Genomic DNA, 25,683 nt, shown 5'->3' on the forward strand with positions numbered 1-25,683 from the left:
CTTCACTAGGTGAAACAACCATGCGCCTGGATATTTCATGTTGTCAAGTAAATGGGTACGCTGGATGCATGCCCAGTCGTCGCGCAGACCCAGTGACCGTCGAGGTCGTCGAACTCATCGGCGACGTCGTGGCCCGCTACCACATGGAGTACGAGGACGCGGCCGCCAGCCACCAGCTCACCGGCGCCCAGGCCCGGGTGCTGACCATGCTGTCGCTGGAGCCGCTCCCCATGCGCCGCATCGCGCGGAAGCTGCGCTGCGAGCCCTCGAACGTGACCGGGATCGTCGACCGCCTGGAGACCCGCGGCCTGGTCGAACGCCGCCCGGACCCGGCCGACCGCCGGGTGAAGCTGGCCGCGCCCACGGAGGAGGGGCTGCAGACCTCGGAGCGGCTGCGCGAGTCGCTGGACTTCGCGCGCGAGCCGCTGGCCGGGCTGTCGGCCGAGGAGCGCACGGCCCTGCGGGACCTGCTCAGGCGCATGCTGGCCTGAAACGCCCCCGGCTCAGCCCGTCGGGCCGTACGCCAGGCCGTACGTCGGGTCGTCAGCCGCCGGGCCGCCCGTCAGGAGCAGCCGAAGATCCAGAACACGCAGCTCTTGGTCGGCTTCGGGGTGGGCTTGGGCGCCGGCGGAGCGGGCTTGGTCGCCGACGGCTGCGGGGTCTGACCGGGCGGCTTCGCCGTACCGGTGGGACCGGGCGCGGGCTGCCCCGGCTTCGAGGGCCGTACGGAGGCACCGTTCCCGGAAGCACTCTGCGACGGCTCCGCCGACGCCGAGGCGGAGGCGCTCGCCCCCTCCCCCGGCTGCGCGGACCCGCTCGGCCCGCCCCCGGCCCCGGCCGTCTTCGCCGCCCCGGCGGCGGCCTTCGCCGACGGCGGGGCCGAAGGGTCGGCGGGTGCGCCGGCCAGGCTGGGCAGCGGATCGGGCCGCTTGGGGCCCGCGTCGTCGGTCAGCACCACCTCGGCGGCGCGGTCGACGCCCCCGCCGTCCGTCACGATCCGGGCCACCGCCATCGAGCCCCCGGTGGCGAGCAGCAGCCCCAGGCCGACCGCCAGCACGGTCCGGCGGCGCCTGCGCTGGGTCACGGCCCGCCGGCGGTTGCCGGCCCGGCCGCCCTGCGGCGAGGACAGCACCACCAGCGAGTCGGCGAAGACCTCCGCCAGCGCGGGCTGCGGTGGCTGCGCCTCGGCGGGGCCGGGCGGCGCGGCGGGCATCAGGTACTCGGCCGGGGTTCCGCACCCGGCGCAGGCGAGCGCGCCGTTGAGGTGTCTGCGGCAGGCGGGGCAGTAGTTCATGGCGTCCGCAGGCTATGCGTTCCTCGGCAACGTCCGTATTCCGGGAACGTAAGGATCCTGTGTGGAATCCTGGCCTCCATGCCCGCCATGTCCGCCATGCCCGCAACACCCGGTTCCTTCGGCCCCGCCGCCTTCCAGCTGGTGCTGCTGCGCCGGATGGCCGACTTCCAGCCGGACCTCGCCGAAGCGGCCCGGCTGCGCCTGGGCGCCACCCTCGCCGAGCAGCGGGAGGCGAACCGGCGCTGGCAGGCGATGGTCCGCTCGCCCCGGGCGCGCGGGGCCCTGGCCCGCTACCGGTCGGTGCTCGGCCCGCCGGAGTCGGCCTCACGGCGCACGATCGGGGACCTGGAGTGCGAGGCGCTGCTGTGGGCGCTGCCGCTCTGGCCGGAGCTGCGCTTCGAGGTGCTGGCGGCGCCGGACGGGGCGGTGTGGAACGAGTGGCTGGTGCGGGCCCCGGGCGCGCCGGGCCCCGTACTGGAGACGGCCGGGGACCTGCGGCCCTGGTCGGCGACGGTGGACGAGGTGGCCCGCGCCTACGCGCCGGTCCGGCCGATGGAGGGCACCGCGCCGACGCGCTGGCGGCTGGCGTTCACCGCGTCGGGGCGGCCCTTGGTGGCGGAGTTCACGTACGGCCTGCTCCAGGACGTCCGGCCGGCGGACGGATCAGTGGCCGCGGCCACTGGTTAGGGGCGTCCGGGGCTCAGGAGGCGAGGAAGGCGCGGACGCCGGCCGAGGTGGCGTCGTCGCCGAGCAGGTCGTTGTGCTTCAGGCAGCCGACGGGCGTGTTGAGGGCTCCGGCGAGCGGGACACTGTCGTCCGGGTTGACCACCTCGTCGCAGCCCGACCAGAAGGTCGCGTACTTCACCGCGCCGGGGGTCTCGTCCCCGGCGGCGAGGTTCTTCACCACGTACGACCCCGGGGTCATGTCCCGGCAGGCCTGGTCCCACAGGGCGCAGGCCCAGGCGGTGGAGGTGCCGTGGTTGGGGCCGGCCAGGGAGACCCAGTGGTCCACGGCCGCCGTTCCGCCGCCGAACTTCACGTACCAGCGGCTGACGAGCGAGCCGAAGGAGTGGCCGACCAGGTCGACCCGGGCCGCGCCGGTCCGCGCCCGGACCTGGTCCACGTAGGCGGCGAGCCGGCCCGAGAGGACCTCGTTGACGGACTGGTGGGTGTCGTAGCCGAAGGAGAAGAGGTCCGCGTCCGCGTACCCGTCGGCCTTCAGGTCCTCGCGCAGGGACCCCCAGACGCCCGGGTCGGCGTTGTAGCCGTGGACGAAGACCACCGGGACGCGCGGGGCGGTCCGAACGGACGGGGCGTCGGCCGCCTGCGCCGGGAAGGGCAGGAGCAGGGCGGGGCAGAGGGCCAGGAGCGCCAGGAACTTCTGGCGGAGCGTCAGCACGGGGACTCCTTTACCTTGTTACGGGCGAGTAGCACGGACGGTGCGCGCATCGTCGTGCCTGTCGGTACAGAAATCCACCCCCGTGCAGCACCTTGCGCCCCGTACGGCACACCCCACCCGGAGCATTTCAACGGGCGTGTTGACCCATTTACCCGAGAAGATATGAATTGCGACCGGCAGCAGCCGGTCTTCTTGCGTCAGCGCACTCGGGAGGATCTGCCGTGACCGTCAGTCTTGAGCAGTTGCGCCGCTGCCACGTCGCCGTCGACCTGGGAGCCGCCAGGACACGCGTCTACGTCAAGGGCGCCGGACTGGTCGTGGACGAGCCCAGCGTCGCCGCGGTGAACACGCGGACCGGCGCGCTCATCGCCGTCGGCAGCTTCGCCGAACGGATGACCGGACGCACGCCCGACTACATCCGGGTCGTACGTCCCGTCTCCGGCGGCACCGTCGTCGACATCGAGATGGCCCAGCGGATGCTGCGCCACCTGCTCGGCGAGAAGCTGCGGCGCGCCCTGCGCCGCAAGCCCCGGCTGCGGGCCGCCGCCTGCACCCCGCACGACGCCGACCCGCTCGCGCAGCGGGCGACCGTGGAGACCCTCGTCGGGCTCGGTGCCCGGCGGGTCGAACTGGTCGACACCCTGATCGCGGCGGCCGTCGGCTGCGGCCTGCCCGTGGAGCAGCCGACCGCGACGATGATCATGGTGTGCGGGGCGGCGGCCACCCAGGTGGCGGTCCTCTCCCTCGGCTCGATCGTCACCGCCGAGCGCATCCCGATCGGCGGCGAGGCCATCGACCACGCCGTGGTCCAGCACCTGCGCCACGCGCACGAGCTGATGCTGCCCAGCCAGGCCGTCCGGCCGCTCCAGCTGGCCCTGCACGGCAACGGCATCACCTCCGAGGGCCCGGCCTCCACCCTGATCCACGGCCGCGACGTGGCGACCGGGCTGGCCCGCTCCGTCCACGTGGACACCGCCGCCGTCCGCGACGCGATCCACACCCCGCTGACGGCCGTGATCGACGGCATCGGCAAGATCCTGCGCGACTGCCCTCCGGACCTGGTCGCGGACCTGACGGACCGGGGGATCATGATGGTGGGTGGCAGCGCCCTGCTGCCGGGGCTGGACCAGATGCTGCGGGACGCGACCGGAATGCCCGTGGCCATCGCGGAACGGCCCGACGTGTGCGCCGTGATGGGTCTCGGCGCGATGCTCGAAGGGAAGATCGCCCCGATGGTCCTCAACCCGCTGGCCGAATGACGCGGGACACGCGCGATCCGCAGGCCGGGCCCGCGGCGGAGGCCGAGCCGTCGCCGCGGGCCGGGCCCGCGACGGCGGCCGACCGGCCCGCCAGCCTCCCCGTGCTGCTGGAGGCGGTGCTCAGCGTCGGCTCCGAGCTGGAGCTCCACTCCACGCTCCAGCACATCGTGAACTCGGCCGCCGAGCTCTGCGGGGCCCGGTACGGCGCGCTCGGGGTCGTCGACCCCGAGCGCGCCCGGCTGACCCAGCTGTTCACCGTCGGCATGAGCGAGGCCGAACGGGCCGCGATCCCCCGCCTGCCCGACGGCCGCAGCGGCGTGCTCGGCGCGCTCATCGGCGACCCCCGGCCGCTGGTCCTGGAGGACCTGACGAAGGACCCCCGCTCGGTGGGCTTCCCGCCCGGCCACCCGCCCATGCGCAGCTTCCTCGGCGTGCCCATCCGGGTGCACACCGAGGTGTTCGGGAACCTCTACCTCACCGAGAAGGCCGGCGGCGGCACCTTCACGGAGGAGGACGTCGCGCTGGTCCGCGTCCTGGCCTCGCAGGCGGGCATAGCGATCGGCAACGCGCGGCTGTACGGGACGGCGCGGCGCCGGGAGCGCTGGATCGAGGGCGCCGCCGCCGTGACCACCACCCTGCTCGCGGGCCGCCCCGCCGCGGACGCCCTGCGGTGCGTGGCCGAACGGGCCCGGCTGCTCGCGGACGCGGCGGCCGGCGTGGTGCTCCAGCCGACCCCGGAGGGCGGCATGGAGATCGTGGCCGCCTCCACGCAGGGGGACCCCGGCGACCTCGTGGGCACCGCCATCGCCCCCGGCTCGCCCGTACTCGTCCAGCTCCTCGGCGGGGAGCCGGTCTTCATCGAGGACTCGGCCACCGACCCCCGGATGACCACCCACGTCCGGGAGCGGTTCGGCCCCAGCATGATGCTGCCGCTGCAGAGCGGCGGCCAGCTGATCGGCACCCTGGCCCTGCCGCGCGAGCGCGGCGGGCCCCCGTACGACGCGGTGGACCGGCTGCTGGCCTCGCAGTTCGCCTCGCAGGCCGCGCTGGCCCTCGTACTGGCCGACGCCCAGCACGACCGGGAGCAGCTCGCCGTGTACGAGGACCGCGACCGGATCGCGCGGGACCTGCACGACCTGGTGGTGCAGCGGCTGTTCGCGACGGAGATGATGCTGGAGAGCACCCGCCGCCGGGCCGCGAACGCGCCGAGCGGGGACACCGTGGGCGACGAGCTGAGCCGTGCCGTCGACGAACTGGACTCCACCATCCAGGAGGTCCGCACGGCCATCTTCGCCCTCCAGCAGCCGCCCAGCGACGCCCCGACGACCTTCCGGGGCCGGGTGCTGCGCGAGACGGGCGGGGCGGCGGTCCTGCTGGGGTTCCAGCCGTCGGTGCAGTTCACGGGCGCCGTGGACGCGCTGCTGCCGGAGCAGGTGGCGGCCGACCTCCTCGCCGCCCTGCGCGGCGCCCTGGCCGCCGCCCACCGCCGCAGCGGAATCACCGCGATCGAGGTCCTGGTCGAAGCCACATCGGCCCGCGCCCGTCTGACGGTCACCGACGACGGCCACACCCCCGCCTCCCCGACCGGCACGACCACCACATGGGAAGCCCCCCTCTGACCCCCCGGCCCCGCGCGGAAGGCGCTCGCGGGGCGGCAGACCACCGCCTAGGGTGACCGCGTGACGACCCGCCTCTCGGCCCGCGCCGCCATCGCCGCCCTCACCGACCCCGGCAGCTTCGCCGAACTCCCCGCCCCGCCGAGGGAGTCCCCCGACGACGGCCCCCTCGGCTGGACCGGCTACGACGCCTCCCGCGCCCGCGCCACGGCCCGCACCGGCGAGCGGGAGTCCGTCGTCACCGGCACCGCCCGCGTCGGGGGCCGCGAAGCCACCCTGATCTCCTTCGAGTTCGGCTTCCTCGGCGGATCCCTCGGCGAACGCACCGGCGACCGCCTCGAAGCCGCCTACGCCCACGCCCGCGCGCACCGCCTGCCCCTGGTCTCCCTGATCGCGACCGGCGGCTCCCGCATGCAGGAGGGGATGCTCGCGCTGAGCCAGCTCCAGCGCGTGGCCCGCCAGTGCGTGCTGACCCGCGCCGCCGGCCTCCCGCAGATCGCGGTGCTGCGCGACCCCACCACCGGCGGCGGCTGGGCCACCCTCGGCGCGGGCGCCGACGTGGTGCTCGCGCTGCCCGGGGCGCAGGTCGGATTCGCCGGGTCCCGGGTGCGCCCGGCGGACGCGGACCCGGCGGCCTACACCGCCGAGGGGCAGTACGCCGCCGGGCACGTGGACGCCGTCGTGCCCGCCGCGGAACTCCCGGCCGTCCTCGGCGACTGGCTGCGGGTGCTGGCCGCGCCCCGCGCCACCGAGCCCGTCGAACCCCCGGCCGCGCTGGCCGACGTAGCACCCCCGAAGACCGGCTGGGACGCCGTCCGGCAGGCCCGCCACCCCGGCCGGCCGCGCGCCGGGGCGTACCTGGACGCGTACTTCGAGCTGCGGCTCCCGCTGCGCGGGGACCGGGCCGGCGCCGCCGACCCCGGCATGCTGTGCGGGATCGGCCTGCGCGGGGGCCGGGCGGTCGCGTACGCGGCCCAGTGCGGCACCGCCACCCGCCCGGCGGGCTACCGTACGGCGGCCCGCGTGATCCGCCTCGCGGACCGGCTCGGAATCCCGGTGCTCACCCTGGTGGACACCCCCGGCGCGGCCAACGACGCCGCCGCCGAACACGCGGGCGCCGGCCCGGCCATCGCCGACGCCTTCGCGGCGGTCGCGGCGGCCGGGGTCCCCGTGACCACCCTCCTCATCGGCGAGGGCGGCTCCGGCGGGGCGCTCGCCCTGGCCGCGCCCGGGAACACCTGGGTCACCCCGGACAGCTACTTCTCCGTCATCGCCCCGGAGCTCGCGGCGGCCATCCTCAAACGCCCCGCCGAGCAGGCCCCCGCCACCGCCGACCAGCTGCGCGTCCGCCCCCAGGACCTGGTGGCCCTGGGGGTGGCGCGCGACGTGGTCCCGCCGGCGCCGTCGTAGCCGGTGGCGACCCTGCCCGGGCCCGGTCCTCGTGCGGACGGCCGAGCCGCCCCCGCCCGGGCCTACGCCTGCGGCGAGCGGGCGTCGTAGCGGGCGAAGGCGCGCCAGCGGGCGGCGAGCAGGCCCACCACCAGCACGCAGGCCGCACCGCCCCCGGTGATCGCGACGGCCGGCGAGGTGAGGTCGGCGGCGGTCCCGGCGAGGAAGTCCCCGAGCCGGGGTCCGCCCGCGACGACCACGATGAACACGCCCTGGAGCCGGCCCCGCATCCCGTCCGGGGTCGCCGCCTGGAGCATCGTCGAACGGAACACCATCGAGATGGTGTCGGCGGCCCCGGCCAGCGCCAGGAAGAACAGCCCGAGCCACAGGTTCCGGGTCAGCCCGAAGACGGCGACGGCCAGCCCCCACCCGGCGACGGAGAGCAGGATCGCCAGCCCGTGCCGCCGGATCCGCCCCTGCCAGCCGGAGAACAGCCCGCCCAGCAGCGCCCCCACGGCCGGGGCCGCCGCCAGCAGGCCGACCGTCTTGGCGTCACCGCCGTACCAGAGCACGGCGATCGCCGGGAACAGCGCCCTCGGATGGGCCAGCACCATGGCGGCCAGGTCGGTGAAGAAGGTCATCCGGATGTTGGGCCGGGTCCCGAGGAAGCGCAGCCCGTCCAGCACCGAGGCCCGCCCCTTGCGCCCCTCCGGCAGCATCGAGGGCAGCCGCCACATGGCGTACAGGGCCGCGACGAAGGTCACCGCGTCGATCAGGTACGCCGCCTGGTAGCCCCACCAGCCGACGATGAGCCCGCCGAGCACCGGGCCGGCCGTCATCCCGGAGGTCATGGTGACGGAGTTCAGCGCGTTGGCGGCGGGCAGCTGCTCGGCGGGCAGCAGCCGCGGGATCATGGCCGACCGGGCGGGCCCGTTCAGCGCCCCGCAGACCGCCTGGAGCGCGACGACGGTGTAGAGCAGCCAGACCCGGTGGTAGTCGAGCAGCGCGGCGGCGGCCAGCCCGACGGAGAGCACGGTGAGCCCGGTCGCGCTGTAGAGGCCGAGCTTGCGGCGGTCCACGGTGTCGGCGATGGCCCCGCCGTACAGACCGAAGGCGACGAGCGGGACGAGGGAGAAGAGCCCGACCAGTCCGACCGAGAAGCTGGACCCGGTGATCGCGTAGACCTGGAGGGAGATGGCCAGGGCGGTCATCGCCTGGCCCATCCAGGAGATGGTGCTGCCGACCCACAGCCGCCGGTAGTGGGCGGAGGTGCGCAGGGGCGTCAGGTCGGCGAATATGCGGCGTCGGGGGCGGGGAGGCGAGGCGGTACCGGTCACAGCGGATGATAACCAGCGGCCGGTCGCGCGCCCCTGGAGCGAGGTCGGCGTTCACACACCCGCAACGTCCTCCCCACCGTGACCCGGGGCCCCAGCAGCGGGTTCCGCTCGCCGCTAACCCGCCACCTCCAGCGGAGATTTGACCGAATCGGCCCGCCCGTCCGGCCTCCTGTCGGCACATGATGAAAGACTCGTATGTCCAGGGAGGCGTAGTGATCGAACCTGGCAACAGCACCACGAGCACCAGTGACACCGGCCACACGGGCCACTCGGGCCGGGCCGGCCACCCGGCCCCCACCACTCTCTCCAGCCCCGCGGACAGAGGCCTGCGCACCACGGGCGGTGTCACCACCCCCCTCACGATCGGCGTCGAGGAGGAGTTCCTCCTCGTCGACACCGACACCCTGCGGGTGGTCCCGGCCGCACCGCTCGTGCTCGCCACCGTCGCCGGGCTTCCCGCGCAGGTGCACGCCGAGGGAACCCGCTACCAGGTGGAGATAGCCACCCCGGTCGCCGACTCGGCGGCCACCCTGCGCGCGGAGCTCGCCGCGCTGCGGCGCACCCTCGCCGCGGCGGCCCGCGAACACGGCTGCCGGCTGCTGGCCGCCCCCTCGCCCGTCGTGGCCGTGCCGGGGCCGCTGCACCTGACCGATGACGAGCCCCGCCAGCGCGAGCAGCACCGCCGCTTCGGCGCCCTGACCGACACCCTGGTCAGCTGCGGCCGCCACATCCACATCGGCACCCTCGACGTGGACACGGCGGTGGCCGTGTCGAACCGGGTCAGACCGTGGCTGCCCACGCTGATCGCGCTGGCCGCCAACTCCCCCTTCTGGAACGGCCGCGACACCGGCCACTCCAGCTGGCGGGCCATGGCCTGGTCGGGCTGGCCCTCGGCGGGCCCGCCCCCGCACTTCACGTCCACGGCCCACTTCCGGCGCTCGGTGCAGACCCTGCTCGGCTCCGGGGCGGCCCTGGACACCAAGATGGTCTACTGGGACCTCCGCCCGTCCGGGAACTGGCCCACGCTGGAGATCCGGGCGCCCGACATGTCCCCGGACATCGACACGGCCGTCCTCCAGGCCGAGCTGGGCCGCGCCCTGGTGGCTACGGCCCTGCGGGAGATCGCCGAGCAGCGTCCCGATCCGCCCGTACGGGACGAGGTGCTGCGCCTCGCGCGCTGGCGGGCGGCGCACGACGGGCTGGAGGGGTTCGGCCTGGACCCGTACACGGGCGCCGAGCTCCCGGCGGCCGACCTGGCGGAGGCCCTGCTCGACCTGGTCGCTCCGGAACTGGCCGCCGCCGGGGACCTCGACCACGCGGCGAAGACCCTGGGCGGCCTGCTCCGTGACGGCTCGGGCGCGGCCCGCCAGCGGGCGGAGTTCGCCCGCCGCGGGGAGGTGACGGACGTGCTGCGCCTCCTGGTGGAGGAGACGGAGACCTACTAGCCGCGCCGGCCCCGCGGCCGCGGGCGGCCACCGCCCGCGGCCGCGGCACACGGCTGCGGCACACGGCTGCGACGCACGGCAGCGACGCACGGCAGCGACGCACGGCAGCGGGTGGTCCCGGAAGCCCCGGAATTCCGGGAAGCCTCCTCAGAGCCATCCGCGCCGGGCGGCCCGCAGACCGGCCTCGAACCGGCTCGTCGCGTCGAGGCGTTCCATCAGCCCGGACATCTGCCGGCGCACGGTGCGCAGCGAGACCCCGAGGCGCTTGCCGGCAGCCTCGTCGGTCATCCCGCTGGCCAGCAGCTTGAGGAGTTCCCGCTCGCCGGCGGTGATCCCGTCCGTGTCGGGCTGCTCACGGGCGGCGCCGAGCGGCACCGCCGTCCCCCAGGTCTGCTCGAAGAGGGTGACCAGGGAGGCGACGATGCCGGGGGCCGTGCTGCACAGGGCGCCGAGGCGGGAGTTCGCGGGGTCGATGGGGACCATCGCGGTGGCCCGGTCGAAGATCACCAGCCGGGGCGGCAGGACGGGGCTGGTGCGCACCTGGCCGCCCAGCTCGACGGTCCACAGCGCGTAGGCGAGGGTGGCCGGGTCGTTGCGGGCGCTGTCCTGGTAGACCACCCGCATGCCGACGTTCCGGGCGAGCGCGTCCCGGTCCAGCGGCCTCGACGCGTCCAGGCTCGCCTGCGACTGGGCACCGCCGGGCATGATCGCCATGCATTCCCGGGTGAGCCCCCGGGCGAGGACCTCCAGCCGGGACTGGATGGCGTCGAGCCCCACCAGCCGCTCGGCGCCGTCGGTCTCCGTGCCCGGCCGCAGGACCGCGTACTCCGCCACGGCGCGCGCGGCGGCCGCCTTGCTCAGGGCCAGCTCCTGCTGGCGGCGGATCAGCTCCTCCTCCTGCCGGCGCAGGAGCAGTTCCAGCCCGGCCTCGGGGCTGACGGTGCGCAGCCCGCCCGCGTGCTCGCGGGAGGCGGCGAGCAGTTCGAGGTCGACCAGCCGGTCCAGGGCCTCGCGCACCTGCTCCTCGGTCAGCCCGAGCCGCACCCCCATGTCGGCCACGCCGCCGGCCGGGTCCACGAGCATCTCCCGGTAGACGCCCTCGACGCGCGCGTCCAGCCCCAACGCTTCCAGCATGAAGTCAGCCCCCCGGCACGAATCCGCCCCCGGAGGCATGCTCCCGAAGGCGTCTCCACCGGATCCATACGCGGCACCAAGCTGTCAGTCACCTTGGTGCCACCGGCATCCCCTTCTCCCCGTCCCCCACACCCAGCAGGATGGCCCCACCGGCCCGCGCCCCAGGGCCCCCGCCCCCAGCCACTCCCCCCAGAGGCCCGAATGCCCCGAACCCCGCACCGGCCCACCCACGACTCCCCGGTGATCGGCTGGGACTGAGCCCCGCATCCCGGCTGGGCCCCGCATCGGGGCTTCGCTCTCCGGACATGCGAAAGGCGGCCCCTCGGGGCCGCCTTATCGTTTCTGCATGCCGTATGGGCAGAAGTGGGGCGGGTGGGACTCGAACCCACGGCCGACGGATTATGAGTCCGCTGCTCTAACCGGCTGAGCTACCGCCCCTTTACGGCGTGGCGCGTACATGTGTGCGCGCCGTCTGCCGCAGCATAGCCGCTCATACGATCTCCTGCCTCGGATGCCTCGCATGATCGGCAACGCCTGTTCCGGGAGACCGCGCCGAAGGCTGCCCGGTTCCCGGATCGGGACAAAAAGAAAGAGGACCCGCCCGGGTCCTCTTCTTCTTTGCTCCCCCGACTGGACTCGAACCAGTAACCTGCCGGTTAACAGCCGGCTGCTCTGCCAATTGAGCTACAGGGGACCGCGCTCCCCCGACTGGACTCGAACCAGTAACCTGCCGGTTAACAGCCGGCTGCTCTGCCAATTGAGCTACAGGGGATTGCTGCGGTGCACCGAACAGCCCACCTCCGGCCTTGCCGGGGGGCGACTGCCCGTTGCGAGTCATAGATTAGCGCAAGCAGGGGGGTGCTCCGCCAATCGGTATCCACAGCGGGCCGGGCACCACACGACGAAGGGTGACAGCCATGCGGTACAAGGTCACGTTCGCGGTCGGACTGGCCGTCGGGTACGTGCTCGGAACCCGGGCCGGGCGCGAGCGGTACGAGCAGCTCCGGAAGTCGGCGCAGCAGATCGCGCAGAACCCGGCGGTGCGCAACGCCGCCGAAACCGCCGGTCAGAGCGGGCGCGCCGTCGCGGGCAAGGCGTTCGCGGTGGTGGGCGACAAGGTCGGGAACGCCCTTCCGGACTCGCTGGCCGAGCGGGTGCGGACGCTGCGCGGCAGGGCGGGCGGGGCCCCTGAGGACGAGTGGGGCACCAGCAACACCTGAGGGCGCTTTCCGGACGCGATGAGTCCGGCCCGGCGTGCGGCAGAATTCTCCACATGGGGATAGTCGCCGGGCTGGACAGCTCTTCCACCTTCACTCGCATCGTGGTCTGTGACACGGAGACGGGCGCCGTGCTGCGCCAGGGCTACGCGCCCCATCCACAGTCCGCGGGTGAGTCCGTCCCCCACGAAACCGATCCGCAGGCCTGGCTGCTCTCCCTCGGCGAAGCCGCCGGCGGCGGGCTGCTGGAGGGCGTCCAGGCCATCGGCGTCTCCGCGCAGCAGCACGGCGTGCTGCCGCTGGACGCGCAGGGCGCGCTGGTCCGGCCCGCGCTGGTCGGCAACGACAAGCGCGGGCAGGTGGCCGCCGCCGAGCTGATCGACGCGCTCGGGGGGCGGCAGGCCTGGGTCGCCGCCGTGGGCTCCGTCCCGCACGCGGCGCAGCCGGTCGCGAAGCTGGCCTGGCTGGCCCGTACCGAGCCGGAGGCCGCACGCCGGGTCGCGGTGGTCATGTCCCCGCACGACTGGCTCGTCTGGCAGTTGCTCGGCCGGCCCGCGCGCCGCACCACCGACCGGGCCGGGGCGTCCGGCACCGGGTACTGGTCGGCGGCCACCGGTTCCTACCGTCCCGACCTGGTCGAGCTGGCGCTCGGGCACCAGGCGCTGCTGCCCGAGGTGCTCGGCCCCGCCGACGCCGCCGGGATGACCCCCGAGGGCCTGCTGATATCGGCCGGGACCGGGGAGACCATGGCCGCCGCGCTCGGGCTGGGCCTGGGGCCGGGCGACGCGGTGGTCTCGCTGGGCGCGTCCGGATCGGTGATGGCCGTGCACCACGAGGCGCTGTCGGAGCCGGGCGGGCTGATCACCTCGCTGGCCGACGCGGGCGGCATGCACCTGCCGGTGGTGAACACCTCCAACGCCGTACGGGCCCTGCGCGGCACCGCCGAACTGCTGGGCACCGACCTGGAGGGGCTGAGCGCGCTCGCGCTGAAGTCGACCCCGGGCGCCCACGGCCTCGTCCTGCTCCCCTACCTGGAAGGCGAGCGGACCCCGAACCTGCCGCACGCGGCCGGGACCCTGTCCGGGCTGCGCCGGGACTCGATGAAGCCCGAGCACCTGGCGCGGGCCGCCTTCGAGGGCATGCTCTGCGGGCTGGTGGACGCCCTCGACGTGCTCCGGCACCGGGGGGTGGCCATCCGGCGCGTGTTCCTGCTGGGCGCGGCCGCCGAGCTGCCCGCCGTACAGGCCGCCGCTCCGGGGCTGTTCGGGACGCAGGTCGTCGTACCGGCGCCGGCGGACTACGCGGCGCTCGGCGCGGCCCGGCAGGCGGCCTGGGCGCTGGGGGTGCGGCAGGGCACGCTGGCCCCGCACACCCCGCCGGTCTGGCCGGCCGCCGCGGCGCAGGTGTTCGAGCCGGGCGAGGAGCTCCCGGCCTGGCAGGCCGTGCGCCAGCAGTACGTGACCACCCGTGAGCAGCTGCACCCCGGGGCCTTCCAGGCGTAGGCCGTCTCACGGGGGTGCCGCGGGCGGCGCAGGGTAGGGCGTGGGGCGCAGGGTGGCCTACTCCTTTTGACCGGGCTTTGCGAAAACGGGTGGGGATCACCCCGCCGGTTGGCAGAAGATGGACCGAACCCCTCGATCATGCCGACCGGAGCCTGCGCGTGCTCATACGACTTCTGCGGACCCACCTCGGTCCGTACCGGAAACCGATCGCCGCACTGGTGCTGCTGCAACTGCTGCAAACCAGTGCGAGCCTCTATCTGCCCACCCTCAACGCCGACATCATCGACCACGGTGTCGTCAACGGTGACACCGGTTACATCCTGCGCTCCGGCGCCCTGATGCTCGGTGTCTCGCTCATCCAGCTCCTCTGCAACGTCGGCGCCGTCTACTACGGCGCCCGTACCGCGGCCTCGCTCGGCCGCGACGTCCGGGCCGCCGTCTTCGACCGGGTGCAGAGCTTCTCCGCCCGCGAGCTGGGCCAGTTCGGCGCGCCGTCGCTGATCACCCGGACGACGAACGACGTCCAGCAGGTCCAGATGCTGGTCCTGATGACCTTCACGCTGATGGTCTCGGCGCCGATCATGTGCGTCGGCGGCATCGTGATGGCCCTCTCCCTCGACGTGAAGCTGTCGGGCGTACTGCTCGCGGTGGTGCCCACGCTCGGCCTGGCGGTCGGCGCGATCGTCTACAAGACGCGCCCGCTGTTCCGTCAGATGCAGGTGCGCCTGGACACCGTGAACCGGGTGCTGCGCGAGCAGATCACCGGCAACCGCGTGATCCGCGCCTTCGTCCGCGACGAGTACGAGGAGGGGCGGTTCCGCACCGCCAACTCCGACCTGACGGCCGTCTCCCTCGCCTCGGGCAAGCTGCTCGCGCTGATGTTCCCGACCGTCATCGTCGTCGTGAACGTCTCCAGCGTGGCCGTCATCTGGTTCGGCGCGATGCGCGTGGACAGCGGCGGCATGGAGATCGGCCAGCTGACGGCCTTCCTCGCCTACCTGATGCAGATCGTCATGTCCGTGATGATGGCCACCTTCATGTTCATGATGGTGCCGCGCGCCGAGGTCTGCGCGGAGCGCATCCAGGAGGTCCTGGACACCGACACCAGCGTCGTCCCGCCGGCCGAGCCGGTGCGCAAGCTCCTGCGCCGCGGGCAGCTGGAACTGCGCGGTGCCGACTTCCGCTACCCGGGCGCCGAGGTCCCGGTGCTGCGCGGGGTGGACCTGGTGGCCCGCCCCGGCGAGATCACCGCCGTGATCGGCTCCACCGGCAGCGGCAAGTCCACGCTGCTCGGCCTGGTGCCCCGGCTGTTCGACGCGACCGGCGGCGACGTCCTCGTCGACGGTGAGGACGTACGCCGCCTCGACCCGGAGCTGCTGGCCCGGACGGTCGGCATGGTTCCGCAGAAGCCGTACCTGTTCTCCGGGACCGTCGCCTCGAACCTGCGCTACGGGCGCCCGGACGCGACCGACGAGGAACTGTGGCACGCCCTGGAGGTGGCCCAGGCCAAGGACTTCGTGTCGGCGCTGGCCGGCGGGCTCGACGCGCCCGTCACCCAGGGCGGTACGAACGTCTCCGGCGGCCAGCGCCAGCGTCTCGCGATCGCCCGCACCCTGGTGCAGCGGCCCGAGATCTATCTGTTCGACGACTCCTTCTCCGCCCTGGACTACGCGACGGACGCGGCACTGCGCTCGGCGCTCGCCCGCGAGACCGAGGAGGCGACGGTGGTGATCGTGGCCCAGCGGGTCTCGACGATCCGCGACGCCGACCGGATCATCGTCCTGGACGAGGGACAGGTGGTGGGCGAGGGCCGGCACCACGAACTGATGGCCGGAAACGAGACCTACCGGGAGATCGTGCTCTCCCAGCTGACGGAGGCGGAGGCCGCATGAGCGGGCCCGGAGGACGGATGATGACGGGCCCGGTCCAGAGGTCCTTGGACTTCAAGGGGTCGGGCAAGCGGCTGCTGCGCCAGCTGGCGTACGACCGGGCCAAGCTGGGGGGCATGGTCGCGGCCGTGGTCGGCAGCGTGGGCTGCGCGGTGGTCGGGCCGAAGATCCTCGGCGAGGCCACCGACCTGGTGTTCGGCGGGATCGTCGGCCGGCAGATGCCGGCCGGGCTGACCAAGGAGCAGGCCTTGGAGGGGCTGCGCGCCAAGGGGCAGGGCGGGATGGCGGACATGCTGTCCGGCCTCGACTTCACCCCGGGCAAGGGCATCGACTTCGGCGCCGTCGGCGTCGTGGCGCTCTGGGCGCTGCTGGCGTTCACCCTGGCGGGCCTGCTGATGCTGGTGGCGACGCGGCTGTCGAACCACGTGATGAACGGCACCGTCTACCGGATGCGCGAGGAGCTGCAGGCGAAGCTGTCGCGGCTGCCGCTGTCGTACTTCGACCAGCAGAAGCGCGGCGAGGTGCTGAGCCGGGCGACGAACGACATAGACAACATCGGGCAGACGCTCCAGCAGACGATGGGGCAGCTGCTCAACTCGCTGCTGACGATCGTCGGCGTCCTGGTGATGATGTTCTGGATCTCGCCGCTGCTGGCGCTGGTCGCGGTGGCGACCGTACCGGTGTCGGTGCTGATCGCGGCGAAGATCGGCAAGAAGTCGCAGCCGCAGTTCGTGGCGCAGTGGAAGAGCACCGGCGCGCTGAACGCCCACATCGAGGAGATGTACTCCGGCCACACGCTGGTGAAGGTGTTCGGGCGGCAGAAGGAGTCCGCGGCGGTCTTCGCCGAGCAGAACGAGGAGCTGTACCGGGCCTCGTTCAAGGCGCAGCTGGTCAGCGGCGTCATGCAGCCGGTGATGTTCTTCGTCTCGAACATCAACTACGTGCTGATCGCGGTCGTCGGTGGTCTTCGGGTGGCCTCGGGCACCCTGTCGATCGGTGACGTGCAGGCCTTCATCCAGTACTCGCGCCAGTTCTCGATGCCGCTGACGCAGGTGGCCTCGATGGCGAACCTCGTGCAGTCGGGCGTCGCCTCGGCGGAGCGGGTGTACGAGCTGCTGGACGCGGCGGAGCAGGAGCCGGACGCGGAGGTTCCGGAGCGTCCGGAGGAGCTGCGCGGCCAGGTCACGCTGGACAAGGTGGCGTTCCGCTACGAGCCCGACAAGCCGCTCATCGAGAACCTCTCGCTGAGCGTGGAGCCGGGCCAGACCGTCGCGATCGTCGGACCGACCGGCGCGGGCAAGACCACGCTGGTCAACCTGCTGATGCGGTTCTACGAGGTCACGGGCGGCGAGATCGCCCTGGACGGGGTGGACATCGCCAAGATGACCCGCGAGGAACTGCGCAGCGGCATCGGCATGGTGCTCCAGGACACCTGGCTGTTCGGCGGGACCATCGCGGAGAACATCGCCTACGGTGCCTCGCGCGAGGTCACGCGCGAGGAGATCGAGGAGGCCGCCCGGGCGGCGCACGCGGACCGCTTCATACGCACCCTGCCGGACGGCTACGACACGGTGCTGGACGACGAGGGCGCGGGCGTCAGCGCCGGCGAGAAGCAGCTGATCACCATCGCCCGGGCGTTCCTGTCGGACCCGGTGATCCTGGTCCTCGACGAGGCGACGAGCTCGGTGGACACCCGTACCGAGGTGCTGATCCAGAAGGCGATGGCGCGCCTGGCGCACGGCCGTACGTCCTTCGTGATCGCGCACCGGCTGTCCACGATCCGCGACGCGGACGTGATCCTGGTGATGGAGAACGGCTCGATCGTGGAGCAGGGCACGCACGAGGAGCTGCTGTCCTCGGACGGCGCGTACGCGCGGCTGTACGCGGCGCAGTTCGCGCAGGCGGTGGCCGAGGTCGACTAGTCCTCGGGCGGTACGACGGGTGGGGGCGCCTCGCGGGGCGCCCCCTTCCGTCTGTCCGGGCGCGGGCGGCGTCAGTCCAGGTAGCCGCGCAGCTGGTCGGCGAAGGCGTGGTCGCGCAGCTTGTTGAGGGTCTTGGACTCGATCTGACGGATCCGCTCGCGGGTCACGCCGAAGATCCGGCCGATCTCCTCCAGGGTGCGCGGACGGCCGTCGGCGAGTCCGTAGCGGAGCTGGACGACCTTGCGCTCGCGTTCCCCGAGGGTGGAGAGCACGGCTTCCAGGTGTTCGCGGAGCAGGAAGAACGCGGCGGACTCCACCGGGGAGGCGGCGTCGCCGTCCTCGATGAGGTCGCCGAGGGCGACGTCGTCCTCCTCGCCGACCGGTGCGTGCAGGGAGACCGGCTCCTGGGCGAGGCGGAGCACCTCCAGCACCCGCTCGGGGGTCAGCTCCAGGTGGACGGCGACCTCTTCGGCGGTGGGCTCGTAGCCGCGTTCCTGGAGCATGCGGCGCTGGACGCGGATGACGCGGTTGATCAGCTCGACGACATGGACGGGGACGCGGATGGTGCGGGCCTGGTCGGCCAGGGCCCGGGACATCGCCTGCCGGATCCACCAGGTGGCGTAGGTGGAGAACTTGTAGCCGCGGGCGTAGTCGAACTTCTCGACGGCCCGGATCAGTCCGAGGTTGCCCTCCTGGACCAGGTCGAGCATGGTGAGGCCGCGGCCGACGTAGCGCTTGGCGACGGAGACGACGAGGCGCAGGTTCGACTCGATGAGCCGGCGCTTGGCCATGCGGCCCATGACGACGAGCCGGTCGAGGTCCACGGCGAGCTGGGAGTCGAGGTCGGCCGCGCCGGCGAGCTTCTCCTCGGCGAAGAGGCCGGCTTCCACGCGGCGGGCGAGGTCGACCTCCTCGGCCGCGGTCAGCAGCGGGATCCTGCCGATCTCGCGCAGGTACTGGCGGAAGAGGTCGGCGGAGGGGCCGGCCGCGGCGTCCGCGGCGCGGGCGCGCTGCGGGGGCACCTGCTCGATCAGTTCCACGATCTCGGGTTCGTCGTCGCCGGCGGCGTCCGCGGCCGCGTCCGCGGCGGGATCGGGGTCGGGATCGGGGTCGGGGTCGTGCTCCGCTGCTTCGTCCGCTGTCTCGTGCGCTGCTTCGTCCACGGCCTCGTCCGCTGCTTCGTCCGCTGCTTCGGCCTCCGGGAAGAGCGGCGTCCCGGCGGGGTGGCTCACGTTCACGGTCAGGGTCTGGGTCTGCACGGGGGCGACCTCCAGGGCTGGCGAGGACTCGAGCACCGCACCTCAGTGTGGGGTACGACACATCGCCGCCACGAGGGGCGTGCGAGCACTTTCTGAGTCCGGTGCGTGACCGGATGGTTACCCCCCGCCGGGAACCCCGATGCGGATCGGACGCATGTCCGAGATGATCGACATCATGTCTTCGTACGGAACCCACGAAACCCACGTGACGGTCCGCTGCCCGGACGCCGCGGAGCTGGACCGTCTCGAATCCTGGGCCGGTGCACGGGAGTTGAAGGTGACGCACCTCGTGCCCGGCCGGGGCAGGACGGGCTCGCAGCCGATGCTGACACTGCCCGACCGCACGGGCCACGAGCGGCTGGTGCCGCAGCTGCGGGCCGCAGGCTTCGACCCGGTGCGGGTCACGATAGAGACGGTGCCCTGGAGCACGGAGCCCGCGGGGCCGGGCGGGGGCTACTTCGAACACCATCTGGAGCTGCTGCTGCCGGCCGGCTACGACCACGCGGTGCTGGAGGCCCTGGTGCTCCTGCACGGGGCGCACGTGTCGTGGAACGCCCGCCGCCTGCCGCCGGGGCCCGACGGTCACCAGGAGCGCTTCGTCACCCAGCGGGTCCGCGGCTCCGCCTCGCGGGCGACGGCGGCCTGCGACACGCTGATAGCGGAGCTGGTGGCGGCGGGGTACGAGATCCGCTCGGAGGAGCGGGAACTCGTGCTGTACGACAGCGACCTGTCGGCGGACGACGGGGTGGGCGCCGACGGGGCGGGCGCCGACGGGGCGGGCGCCGACGGGGTGGGCGCCGACGCGGAGGAGGCCGGTGGAGGGGGGCCCGGCGCGCCGCCGGGTCCCGCCTAGGCCATCCAGAAGAAGACGGCCGTCATCCGCTTGTCCTCCAGGGTCGTTCCCCAGTAACCGGTCGCACTGTGGATCAGGTTGGCGGAGTAGAGCAGGAGGCGGTTGTATCGGTGGGGGACGCGGACGTCCTCGGTGAAGGAGTCCTCCGGGACGAAGCGGGTGCCGAGGGCGTCGACGAGGTTGTTGTGCGGGGCGAGGACCTGGTTGCCGCCGAGGACCCCGCCCGGCAGGCTCTGGCGGTAGAAGCTGGTGCCGCAGTCCTTGGGCGTGCCCGGGCTCAGGTAGAGCACGGCGGCGTAGCGGCACAGGGTGCGGGAGTCGGTGTGCGGGCGGGGCTCGCACTCGTCCTTGCCGACGACCTGGACGCAGTTGTGGTTGAAGGTGCCCGCGCCCTCCGGGTTCTGCGGCCAGATCCGCTTCGCCCCGGTGGCCTGCCGCACCAGCCGCTCCACACCGGCCAGTTCGGCCGGTTCCAGCCCGGGCATGGCCCGCAGTCCGGGCCAGGGTTCGGGCTTGTGCGGGGCTCCCTGGACCCAGTCCTCCTTGGCCAGGCAGCGGGCCCGCACGGCGTCCGCGTCGGGCAGCACGTCGTCCAGCACCCAGTAGTCGCGGCCGCGGGTCGGCTTGCGGTACGGGAGCACCGGAAGGCCGCGGGAGGCCTGGGGCTGTGCGGGGCGAAAGACCATGGCGGGAACGGTAGTTCGGGCACGCGGACCGCTCGCCAAAGCGGCGGCCAAGACTCCGGCAAGAGATGGTCTCGGCCGCCCGGCCACCGGGACTACTGGCCCGTGAGGTACTTCACGGTCAGACCGGCCGTCCAGCCGCCGTCCACGGCCAGTTCGGCGCCGGTCATGTACCCGGCGGCGTCCGAGAGCAGGAAGGCGACGGCCGCGGCTATCTCCTCGGGGACCCCGACCCGGCCCAGGGGGGCTCCGGGGTAGTTGCCCTCGCCGGCCCGGATGCCGACCGGTGCCGTCATCGGGGTCAGGGTCATGCCCGGGTGTACGGAGTTCACGCGGATCCGCGCCTCGGCGAGCTCCACGGCGCCGATCTTCGACAGCCCGCGCACGGCCCACTTGGAGGCGCCGTACCCGGCGGTGAGGGCCAGGCCGGTGAGACCGGCGGCGGAGGAGATGTTGACGATGGAACCGCCGCCGCTCCGCCGGAGCAGCGGGATCGCCGCCTTGATGCCGATGAACACACCGACCAGGTTGATCTCGACGACCCGGCGGAAGTGCTCGACGCTCTCGTGCTCCAGGAACTGGCCGGTGGATATCCCGGCGTTGTTGACGAGCCCGTCGATCCGGCCGAACTCGGCGACCGCGTACTCCAGGGCCGCCCGCCATTCGTCCTCGCTGGTCACGTCGTGCCGCAGGAAGCGGGCCGCGTCGCCCAGCTCGGCCGCGGTCTCGGCGCCCTCCGTCTCCAGCACGTCGGTGATCAGCACCCGGCCGCCACCGTCGACGACCGTCCGCGCCATCGCCGCACCGAGGCCGCGCGCCCCACCGGTGATGACGACGACCTTGCCGCTCAGATCCACCACAGCCACGGTTCCACGCCCCTGCCGTACACATAGGTATATGACTAATCGGCATAGGCCGATCGCGGCGTCAGTCTGCCAGAGCCCCCAGGGCCCGCGACACCCCCTCCTCCTTCGGGCCGAGGAAGGTCGGATCCGGGCGGAACGCCGCGTCAAGGGCCGCCTTGCCCGCCGCGAACACCTCGCGGACCCCGCCGTAGTACCAGGTGGCGTCATGCGCGTCGTCGACCCCGACCCCGTACGCCTCCAGGCCCGCCGCCCGGCACAGGGCCACCGCCCGGTGTATGTGGAACCCCTGGCTCACCAGCACCGCCCGGTGCACCCCGAAGATCTCCCGGGCGCGCACGCACGAGTCCCAGGTGTCGAAGCCGGCGTAGTCGCTGACCACCTTGTCGTCCGGCACCCCGTGTTTCGTGAGGTAGGTGCGCATCGCGTCCGGCTCGTCGTACTCCGTACGGCCGTTGTCCCCCGTGACCAGCACCACCTTCACCTTGCCGGCGCGGTACAGCTCCACTGCCGCGTCGAGCCGGTTGGCCAGGTACGGGGTCGGGCGGCCGTTCCACAGGCCCGCCCCGAACACCACGGCCACCCCCGCGTCGGGCGCGCGGGCCGTGGTCCGCAGCCGCCCGTCGGCCGCCGCGTGGGTCCACGCCGAGGGCAGCAGCGCCAGGACGCACAGCCCCATCACGATCCGCACGGCACGCCGCCGCGCCCGCACCGTGCGCCACCGCCCCGCACGCGCGACCGGCTCCGGCAGGGATCCCGCCGCCGGCTCCCCGACCCGCCCGTCCCCCGTGACCTGCTCGGACTTCCCCATGACCGCCCCCTCGCTCCACACATCGTTCGCACGGATTGACGAACCGCCCGGCCCCGCCAGTTCCGCCCGGCCCGCCTTTCACCCGTACGAATGAGCGAGTGAGGGAGTGAGCGGGCGGAAACGACCCGTCACCCCGGCGCAACGCCACCGCAACCTCCACCGCGCAGGATCGGTCCATGACGGAGCCGGTGCACCCTCCCGAAAGCCATCCCCTCCCCTTCGGCGGCGCGGCCGAGCTGCTGACCCGGATCACCGACCAGCTCGGCAGCCAGCTCAGCGGGCTGCGCCCGCCCCGCGCCCGGCACCACGGAGACCGCCCATGCAGCCCACCCTCGTCGCCGTGGCCCACGGCAGCCGCGACCCCCGCGCCCCGCACACCGCCCTCGCCCTCCTCGAACGGGTCCGCGAGCTCCGCCCGCGCCTCGACGTGCGCCTCGGCCACATCGAGCTGAACCGGCCCCTGCTCGGCGACGCCCTTCGCGAAGCCCGTGGCGCGGCGGTGGTCGTACCGCTGCTGCTCGGCCGGGGCACCCACGTCAAACGGGACCTCCCCGCCGCCGCGGCCCGGGCCGGGCACCTGCGGATCCGGATCGCGGCCCCGCTCGGCCCCCACCCCCTGCTGGTGGAGGCCCTGGTCGAGCGGCTCCTGGAGGCCGGCTGGAGCCCGGCCACGGCCGTGGTGCTGGCCGCCGCCGGATCCCGCGATCCGGACGCGGCCGCCGACACCCGCCGCACCGCCGCCCTGCTCGCCGAACGGCTCGGCGCGGTGCCGGTGGTCCCCGCCTACGCCTCCGGAGCCGCCCCCGCCGTGCCGGACGCCCTGCGCGCCCTGGCCGCCCGTGGCCACCACCGGCCCGCCGTGGCCTCGTACTTCGCCGCCCCGGGCCGCTTCTCCGCCGCGTGCGCCGCCGCCGCGCCCGGCCCGGCCGCCGCCCCGCTCGGCGACCACCCGGCGCTGGCCCGGCTGGTCCTGCGGCGCTACGACGAGGCCCTCGCCCGCGGCGCCGGCGGCCGACGGGAACTGGCCACCGCATAAAGGCTGTGTTCGTTCGGATTGCTCGGATTGTCGGTCACTGCGGTTAACGTCTGAGCATGGAAGGCACCACGCACGCTCCCGCCTACGACTCCTACGACCCCTCCGCCACCGAGCGCTGGGCAGCCGAGCCCGACAAGCGCCCCGGCCGCACCGCCTTCCAGCGCGACCGCGCCCGCGTGCTGCACTCCGCCGCGCTGCGCCGGCTCGCCGGGAAGACCCAGGTCGTCACCCCGGGCACCCGGTCCTACGACTGGGACGCGAGCCCCCGTACCCGGCTGACCCACTCCCTGGAGTGCGCGCAGGTCGGCCGGGAGCTCGGCGCCGCCCTCGGCTGCGATCCCGACCTGGTCGAGGCGGCCTGCCTCTCCCACGACATGGGCCACCCCCCGTTCGGGCACAACGGCGAGGAAGCCCTCAACGAGTTCGCCAAGGACTGCGGCGGCTTCGAGGGCAACGCCCAGTCGCTGCGCCTGCTGACCCGGCTGGAGCCCAAGCGGTTCGTCACCGACCCGGACAGCGGGACCCTGGTGAGCGTCGGCCTCAACCTCACCCGCGCCTGCCTCGACGCCGCCACCAAGTACCCCTGGGCGCGCGGGGACCACCCGACCGACCCCGGCTCGGTGAAGTTCGGCGCCTACGAGGACGACCTGCCGGTCTTCGACTGGCTGCGCCGCGGCGCCCCCGCCGACCGCAAGTGCTTCGAGGCCCAGGTCATGGACTGGGCGGACGACGTGGCCTACTCCGTGCACGACTTCGAGGACGGTCTGCACGCCGGGCACCTCGACCCCAACCTGCTCTTCGCCGAGCCCGAGCGGGCCACGATCTGGCAGGTCGCGATCGGCCGCTACGTGCCCGCCGGCACCGCCCCCGAGGAACTGCGCGAGGCCCTGGACCGTTTGATGGAACAGGACTGGTGGCCGCACGGGTACGACGGCTCGGCGGTGGCCCAGGCCCGCCTGAAGGACGCCACGAGCCAGCTCATCGGCCGCTTCTGCCTGGCCGCCGAGGGCGCCACCCGCGAGGCGTACGGCACCGGTCGGCTCACCCGGTACGAGGCCGAGCTGGTGGTGCCGCGCGAGGCGCGCAACGAATGCGCCGTCCTCAAGGCGGTCGCCGACCTGTACGTGATGCAGCGCGACGAACAGGAACGGCTGCGCGCGGACCAGCGCATCGTCCTGGCCGAACTCGCCGAGGCCCTGAGCGCCCGCGCGCCCGAGGGGCTCGACCCCCAGTTCCGGGCGATCTTCGACGCCGCGCCCGACGACAAGGCCCGCAAGCGGGCGGTGGTCGACCAGATCGCCTGCCTGACGGACTCCTCGGCCCGCTCCCTGCACGCCCGTCTCACCAGACGCGGACGACGCGCCGAAGGGTGAGCCGATCGGGCCATCCCCCCTTCACGCGGCAGGCTCGGTGCGGGACGCTCGCATGTGGTCGCATGTGACGAAGAGGTTATGAGGAGGCATCAGGTGGTCGACGCACACCAGACGTTCATCATCGTCGGCGCAGGGCTCGCCGGGGCGAAAGCCGCCGAGACGCTGAGGGCGGAGGGGTTCACGGGGCGGGTGATCCTGATCGGGGACGAGCGCGAGCATCCGTACGAGCGGCCACCGCTGTCCAAGGGCTACCTGGTGGGCAAGGACGAGCGCGACAGCGTCTTCGTCCACGAGCCGTCCTGGTACGCCGGAGCCGAGATCGAGCTCCACCTCGGGCAGCCCGCGGTGCACCTGGACCGCGAGGCCAAGACGGTCCGCCTGGGCGACGGCACCCTGCTGCACTACGACAAGCTGCTGCTGGCCACCGGCGCCGAGCCGCGGCGCCTGGACGTGCCCGGCACGGGCCTGGCCGGGGTGCACCACCTGCGGCGCCTCGCCCACGCCGAGCGGCTGCGCGGCGTCCTGGCCGCCCTGGGCCGGGACAACGGCCACCTGCTGATCGCGGGCGCGGGCTGGATCGGCCTGGAGGTCGCGGCCGCGGCCCGCGAGTACGGGGCCGAGGTCACCGTGGTCGAACCGGAGGCCACACCGCTGTACGCGGTGCTCGGCCCGGAGGTGGGCCGGCTCTTCACCGACCTGCACGCCGAGCACGGGGTCCGCTTCCACTTCGGGGCCCGCCTCACCGAGATCGTCGGCCACGACGGCATGGTGCTGGCCGCCCGCACCGAGGACGGCGAGGAGCACCCGGCGCACGCGGTGCTCGCCGCGATCGGCGCCGCCCCCCGGACGGCGCTCGCCGAGACCTCCGGGCTGGCCCTGGTCGACCGGGAGCACGGCGGCGGGATCGCGGTCGACGAGTCCCTGCGCACCTCGGACCCGGACGTCTTCGCCGCCGGGGACGTGGCCGCCGCCCACCACCCGTGGATCGGGTCCCGGCTGCGCGTGGAGCACTGGGCCAACGCCCTCAACGGCGGCCCGGCCGCCGCCCGGGCGATGCTGGGCCAGGAGGTCAGCTACGACCGGGTCCCGTACTTCTTCTCCGACCAGTACGACGTCGGCCTGGAGTACTCGGGCTACGCCCCGGCCGGCAGCTACGACCAGGTGCTGATCCGCGGGGACGTGGGCAAGCGCGAGTTCATCGCCTTCTGGCTCTCCGAGGGCCGGGTGCTGGCCGGGATGAACGTGAACGTGTGGGACGTCACGGAGCGCATCCAGGCCCTGATCAGGTCGGGGCGCACGGTGAACGCCGACCGGCTCACGGACCCGGAGGTTCCGCTCGACTCGCTGCTCGCCGCCCAGGGGGGCTGACCGCACTGTCCGCGCACGGCCGTAGACTTCACGC

Annotated in this window: 22 protein-coding genes and 3 tRNA genes; 14 read left to right on the forward strand and 11 right to left on the reverse strand. The window is 73.6% G+C overall.

What is annotated here, in order from left to right:
* Positions 1-68: 68 nt before the first annotated feature.
* Positions 69-491, forward strand: coding sequence for a MarR family transcriptional regulator (locus tag ACFYYT_RS08425; protein WP_351821399.1), 423 nt, complete (start codon positions 69-71; stop codon positions 489-491).
* Between the two features lie 71 nt (positions 492-562).
* On the opposite strand, the gene ACFYYT_RS08430 is transcribed toward ACFYYT_RS08425, so the two are convergent.
* Complete coding sequence (locus ACFYYT_RS08430) at positions 563-1,294, reverse strand: hypothetical protein (protein WP_351821396.1); 732 nt, start codon at positions 1,292-1,294, stop codon at positions 563-565.
* 87 nt (positions 1,295-1,381) lie between these two features.
* On the opposite strand from ACFYYT_RS08430, the gene ACFYYT_RS08435 reads away from it, so the two are divergent.
* Complete coding sequence (locus ACFYYT_RS08435) at positions 1,382-1,981, forward strand: hypothetical protein (RefSeq protein ID WP_388607569.1); 600 nt, start codon at positions 1,382-1,384, stop codon at positions 1,979-1,981.
* Between the two features lie 13 nt (positions 1,982-1,994).
* Here the strand turns inward: ACFYYT_RS08435 and ACFYYT_RS08440 are convergent, their stop codons facing one another.
* A complete protein-coding gene (locus tag ACFYYT_RS08440; protein WP_351821390.1) occupies positions 1,995-2,693 on the reverse strand; it encodes a triacylglycerol lipase in 699 nt (232 codons plus the stop codon).
* A gap of 221 nt (positions 2,694-2,914) precedes the next feature.
* On the opposite strand from ACFYYT_RS08440, the gene ACFYYT_RS08445 reads away from it, so the two are divergent.
* From ACFYYT_RS08445 to ACFYYT_RS08455, 3 genes are read left to right on the forward strand one after another with little or no spacing between them, the layout of a single operon-like run.
* Positions 2,915-3,952, forward strand: coding sequence for a rod shape-determining protein (locus tag ACFYYT_RS08445; protein WP_351821387.1), 1,038 nt, complete (start codon positions 2,915-2,917; stop codon positions 3,950-3,952).
* Positions 3,949-5,571: a GAF domain-containing protein gene (locus ACFYYT_RS08450; protein ID WP_351821384.1), complete on the forward strand. Its 1,623-nt coding sequence runs from the start codon at positions 3,949-3,951 to the stop codon at positions 5,569-5,571. Before ACFYYT_RS08445 ends, ACFYYT_RS08450 begins: the two co-directional genes overlap by 4 nt.
* A 60-nt stretch (positions 5,572-5,631) precedes the next feature.
* Positions 5,632-6,978 (forward strand): carboxyl transferase domain-containing protein, encoded by a 1,347-nt coding sequence (locus ACFYYT_RS08455; protein ID WP_351821381.1) that lies wholly within the window; start codon positions 5,632-5,634, stop codon positions 6,976-6,978.
* A gap of 62 nt (positions 6,979-7,040) precedes the next feature.
* On the opposite strand, the gene ACFYYT_RS08460 is transcribed toward ACFYYT_RS08455, so the two are convergent.
* Complete coding sequence (locus ACFYYT_RS08460; protein ID WP_351821378.1) at positions 7,041-8,294, reverse strand: MFS transporter; 1,254 nt, start codon at positions 8,292-8,294, stop codon at positions 7,041-7,043.
* A 212-nt stretch (positions 8,295-8,506) separates the two neighbouring features.
* Between ACFYYT_RS08460 and ACFYYT_RS08465 the strand changes: the two genes are divergently transcribed.
* Positions 8,507-9,739, forward strand: coding sequence for a glutamate--cysteine ligase (locus ACFYYT_RS08465; protein ID WP_351821375.1), 1,233 nt, complete (start codon positions 8,507-8,509; stop codon positions 9,737-9,739).
* A gap of 147 nt (positions 9,740-9,886) precedes the next feature.
* On the opposite strand, the gene ACFYYT_RS08470 is transcribed toward ACFYYT_RS08465, so the two are convergent.
* The 4 genes from ACFYYT_RS08470 to ACFYYT_RS08485 all read right to left on the reverse strand — a co-directional run bounded on the left by ACFYYT_RS08470 (position 9,887) and on the right by ACFYYT_RS08485 (position 11,645).
* Complete coding sequence (locus ACFYYT_RS08470) at positions 9,887-10,873, reverse strand: helix-turn-helix transcriptional regulator (protein ID WP_351819201.1); 987 nt, start codon at positions 10,871-10,873, stop codon at positions 9,887-9,889.
* A gap of 364 nt (positions 10,874-11,237) precedes the next feature.
* Positions 11,238-11,311: transfer RNA gene (locus tag ACFYYT_RS08475), tRNA-Ile, on the reverse strand.
* A gap of 183 nt (positions 11,312-11,494) precedes the next feature.
* Positions 11,495-11,567, reverse strand: a tRNA-Asn gene (locus ACFYYT_RS08480).
* A 5-nt stretch (positions 11,568-11,572) separates the two neighbouring features.
* Positions 11,573-11,645, reverse strand: a tRNA-Asn gene (locus tag ACFYYT_RS08485).
* A gap of 145 nt (positions 11,646-11,790) precedes the next feature.
* On the opposite strand from ACFYYT_RS08485, the gene ACFYYT_RS08490 reads away from it, so the two are divergent.
* The 4 genes from ACFYYT_RS08490 (at position 11,791) to ACFYYT_RS08505 (ending at position 17,403) form a co-directional block, all read left to right on the forward strand.
* On the forward strand, positions 11,791-12,093 hold the full coding sequence (locus ACFYYT_RS08490; protein ID WP_351819198.1) for a YtxH domain-containing protein: 303 nt from the start codon (positions 11,791-11,793) through the stop codon (positions 12,091-12,093).
* Positions 12,094-12,146: 53 nt separating this feature from the next.
* On the forward strand, positions 12,147-13,592 hold the full coding sequence (locus ACFYYT_RS08495; protein WP_351819195.1) for an FGGY family carbohydrate kinase: 1,446 nt from the start codon (positions 12,147-12,149) through the stop codon (positions 13,590-13,592).
* A 158-nt stretch (positions 13,593-13,750) separates the two neighbouring features.
* On the forward strand, positions 13,751-15,484 hold the full coding sequence (locus tag ACFYYT_RS08500; RefSeq protein ID WP_351819192.1) for an ABC transporter ATP-binding protein: 1,734 nt from the start codon (positions 13,751-13,753) through the stop codon (positions 15,482-15,484).
* A complete protein-coding gene (locus tag ACFYYT_RS08505; protein ID WP_351819189.1) occupies positions 15,481-17,403 on the forward strand; it encodes an ABC transporter ATP-binding protein in 1,923 nt (640 codons plus the stop codon). The genes ACFYYT_RS08500 and ACFYYT_RS08505 overlap by 4 nt, the downstream gene beginning before the upstream one ends.
* A 71-nt stretch (positions 17,404-17,474) precedes the next feature.
* Here ACFYYT_RS08505 and ACFYYT_RS08510 read toward each other — a convergent pair whose 3' ends face one another.
* Complete coding sequence (locus tag ACFYYT_RS08510) at positions 17,475-18,662, reverse strand: RNA polymerase sigma factor (RefSeq protein WP_388607571.1); 1,188 nt, start codon at positions 18,660-18,662, stop codon at positions 17,475-17,477.
* 154 nt (positions 18,663-18,816) lie between these two features.
* Here ACFYYT_RS08510 and ACFYYT_RS08515 point away from each other — a divergent pair, with 154 nt between their 5' ends.
* Positions 18,817-19,515: a hypothetical protein gene (locus tag ACFYYT_RS08515; RefSeq protein WP_351819183.1), complete on the forward strand. Its 699-nt coding sequence runs from the start codon at positions 18,817-18,819 to the stop codon at positions 19,513-19,515.
* Here ACFYYT_RS08515 and ACFYYT_RS08520 read toward each other — a convergent pair.
* From ACFYYT_RS08520 to ACFYYT_RS08530, 3 genes are all read right to left on the reverse strand, one after another.
* The gene (locus ACFYYT_RS08520) at positions 19,512-20,201 is read right to left on the reverse strand and encodes a DUF6445 family protein (protein ID WP_351819180.1); all 690 of its coding nucleotides are present in this window, start codon (positions 20,199-20,201) and stop codon (positions 19,512-19,514) included. The two genes, ACFYYT_RS08515 and ACFYYT_RS08520, sit on opposite strands and share 4 nt — an antisense overlap.
* Positions 20,202-20,293: 92 nt before the next feature.
* A complete protein-coding gene (locus ACFYYT_RS08525; protein WP_351819222.1) occupies positions 20,294-21,058 on the reverse strand; it encodes a glucose 1-dehydrogenase in 765 nt (254 codons plus the stop codon).
* Between the two features lie 67 nt (positions 21,059-21,125).
* Entirely contained in the window at positions 21,126-21,740 is a 615-nt protein-coding gene (locus ACFYYT_RS08530) for an ElyC/SanA/YdcF family protein (protein ID WP_351819219.1), read from the reverse strand.
* A gap of 451 nt (positions 21,741-22,191) precedes the next feature.
* Here ACFYYT_RS08530 and ACFYYT_RS08535 point away from each other — a divergent pair, with 451 nt between their 5' ends.
* The 3 genes from ACFYYT_RS08535 (at position 22,192) to ACFYYT_RS08545 (ending at position 25,649) form a co-directional block, all read left to right on the forward strand.
* Positions 22,192-22,908: a sirohydrochlorin chelatase gene (locus ACFYYT_RS08535; RefSeq protein ID WP_388607201.1), complete on the forward strand. Its 717-nt coding sequence runs from the start codon at positions 22,192-22,194 to the stop codon at positions 22,906-22,908.
* 56 nt (positions 22,909-22,964) lie between these two features.
* On the forward strand, positions 22,965-24,281 hold the full coding sequence (locus tag ACFYYT_RS08540) for a deoxyguanosinetriphosphate triphosphohydrolase (protein WP_351819177.1): 1,317 nt from the start codon (positions 22,965-22,967) through the stop codon (positions 24,279-24,281).
* 93 nt (positions 24,282-24,374) lie between these two features.
* Positions 24,375-25,649 (forward strand): FAD-dependent oxidoreductase, encoded by a 1,275-nt coding sequence (locus ACFYYT_RS08545; RefSeq protein ID WP_351819174.1) that lies wholly within the window; start codon positions 24,375-24,377, stop codon positions 25,647-25,649.
* The last annotated feature ends 34 nt before the right edge of the window (positions 25,650-25,683 follow it).

The organism is Streptomyces sp. NPDC002032 (genome assembly GCF_042890765.1).
In the GTDB taxonomy this organism is placed as follows: Bacteria; Actinomycetota; Actinomycetes; order Streptomycetales; family Streptomycetaceae; genus Streptomyces.

Excerpts from the sequence above, each read along its gene's own strand:
- ACFYYT_RS08425 (WP_351821399.1), top strand. The coding sequence starts at position 69 with ATGCCCAGTCGTCGCGCAGACCCAGTGACCGTCGAGGTCGTCGAACTC.
- ACFYYT_RS08430 (WP_351821396.1), bottom strand. The coding sequence starts at position 1,294 with ATGAACTACTGCCCCGCCTGCCGCAGACACCTCAACGGCGCGCTCGCC.
- ACFYYT_RS08435 (WP_388607569.1), top strand. The coding sequence starts at position 1,382 with ATGTCCGCCATGCCCGCAACACCCGGTTCCTTCGGCCCCGCCGCCTTC.
- ACFYYT_RS08450 (WP_351821384.1), top strand. The coding sequence starts at position 3,949 with ATGACGCGGGACACGCGCGATCCGCAGGCCGGGCCCGCGGCGGAGGCC.
- ACFYYT_RS08470 (WP_351819201.1), bottom strand. The coding sequence starts at position 10,873 with ATGCTGGAAGCGTTGGGGCTGGACGCGCGCGTCGAGGGCGTCTACCGG.
- ACFYYT_RS08490 (WP_351819198.1), top strand. The coding sequence starts at position 11,791 with ATGCGGTACAAGGTCACGTTCGCGGTCGGACTGGCCGTCGGGTACGTG.
- ACFYYT_RS08495 (WP_351819195.1), top strand. The coding sequence starts at position 12,147 with ATGGGGATAGTCGCCGGGCTGGACAGCTCTTCCACCTTCACTCGCATC.
- ACFYYT_RS08505 (WP_351819189.1), top strand. The coding sequence starts at position 15,481 with ATGAGCGGGCCCGGAGGACGGATGATGACGGGCCCGGTCCAGAGGTCC.
- ACFYYT_RS08515 (WP_351819183.1), top strand. The coding sequence starts at position 18,817 with ATGTCCGAGATGATCGACATCATGTCTTCGTACGGAACCCACGAAACC.
- ACFYYT_RS08520 (WP_351819180.1), bottom strand. The coding sequence starts at position 20,201 with ATGGTCTTTCGCCCCGCACAGCCCCAGGCCTCCCGCGGCCTTCCGGTG.
- ACFYYT_RS08530 (WP_351819219.1), bottom strand. The coding sequence starts at position 21,740 with ATGGGGCTGTGCGTCCTGGCGCTGCTGCCCTCGGCGTGGACCCACGCG.
- ACFYYT_RS08535 (WP_388607201.1), top strand. The coding sequence starts at position 22,192 with ATGCAGCCCACCCTCGTCGCCGTGGCCCACGGCAGCCGCGACCCCCGC.
- ACFYYT_RS08540 (WP_351819177.1), top strand. The coding sequence starts at position 22,965 with ATGGAAGGCACCACGCACGCTCCCGCCTACGACTCCTACGACCCCTCC.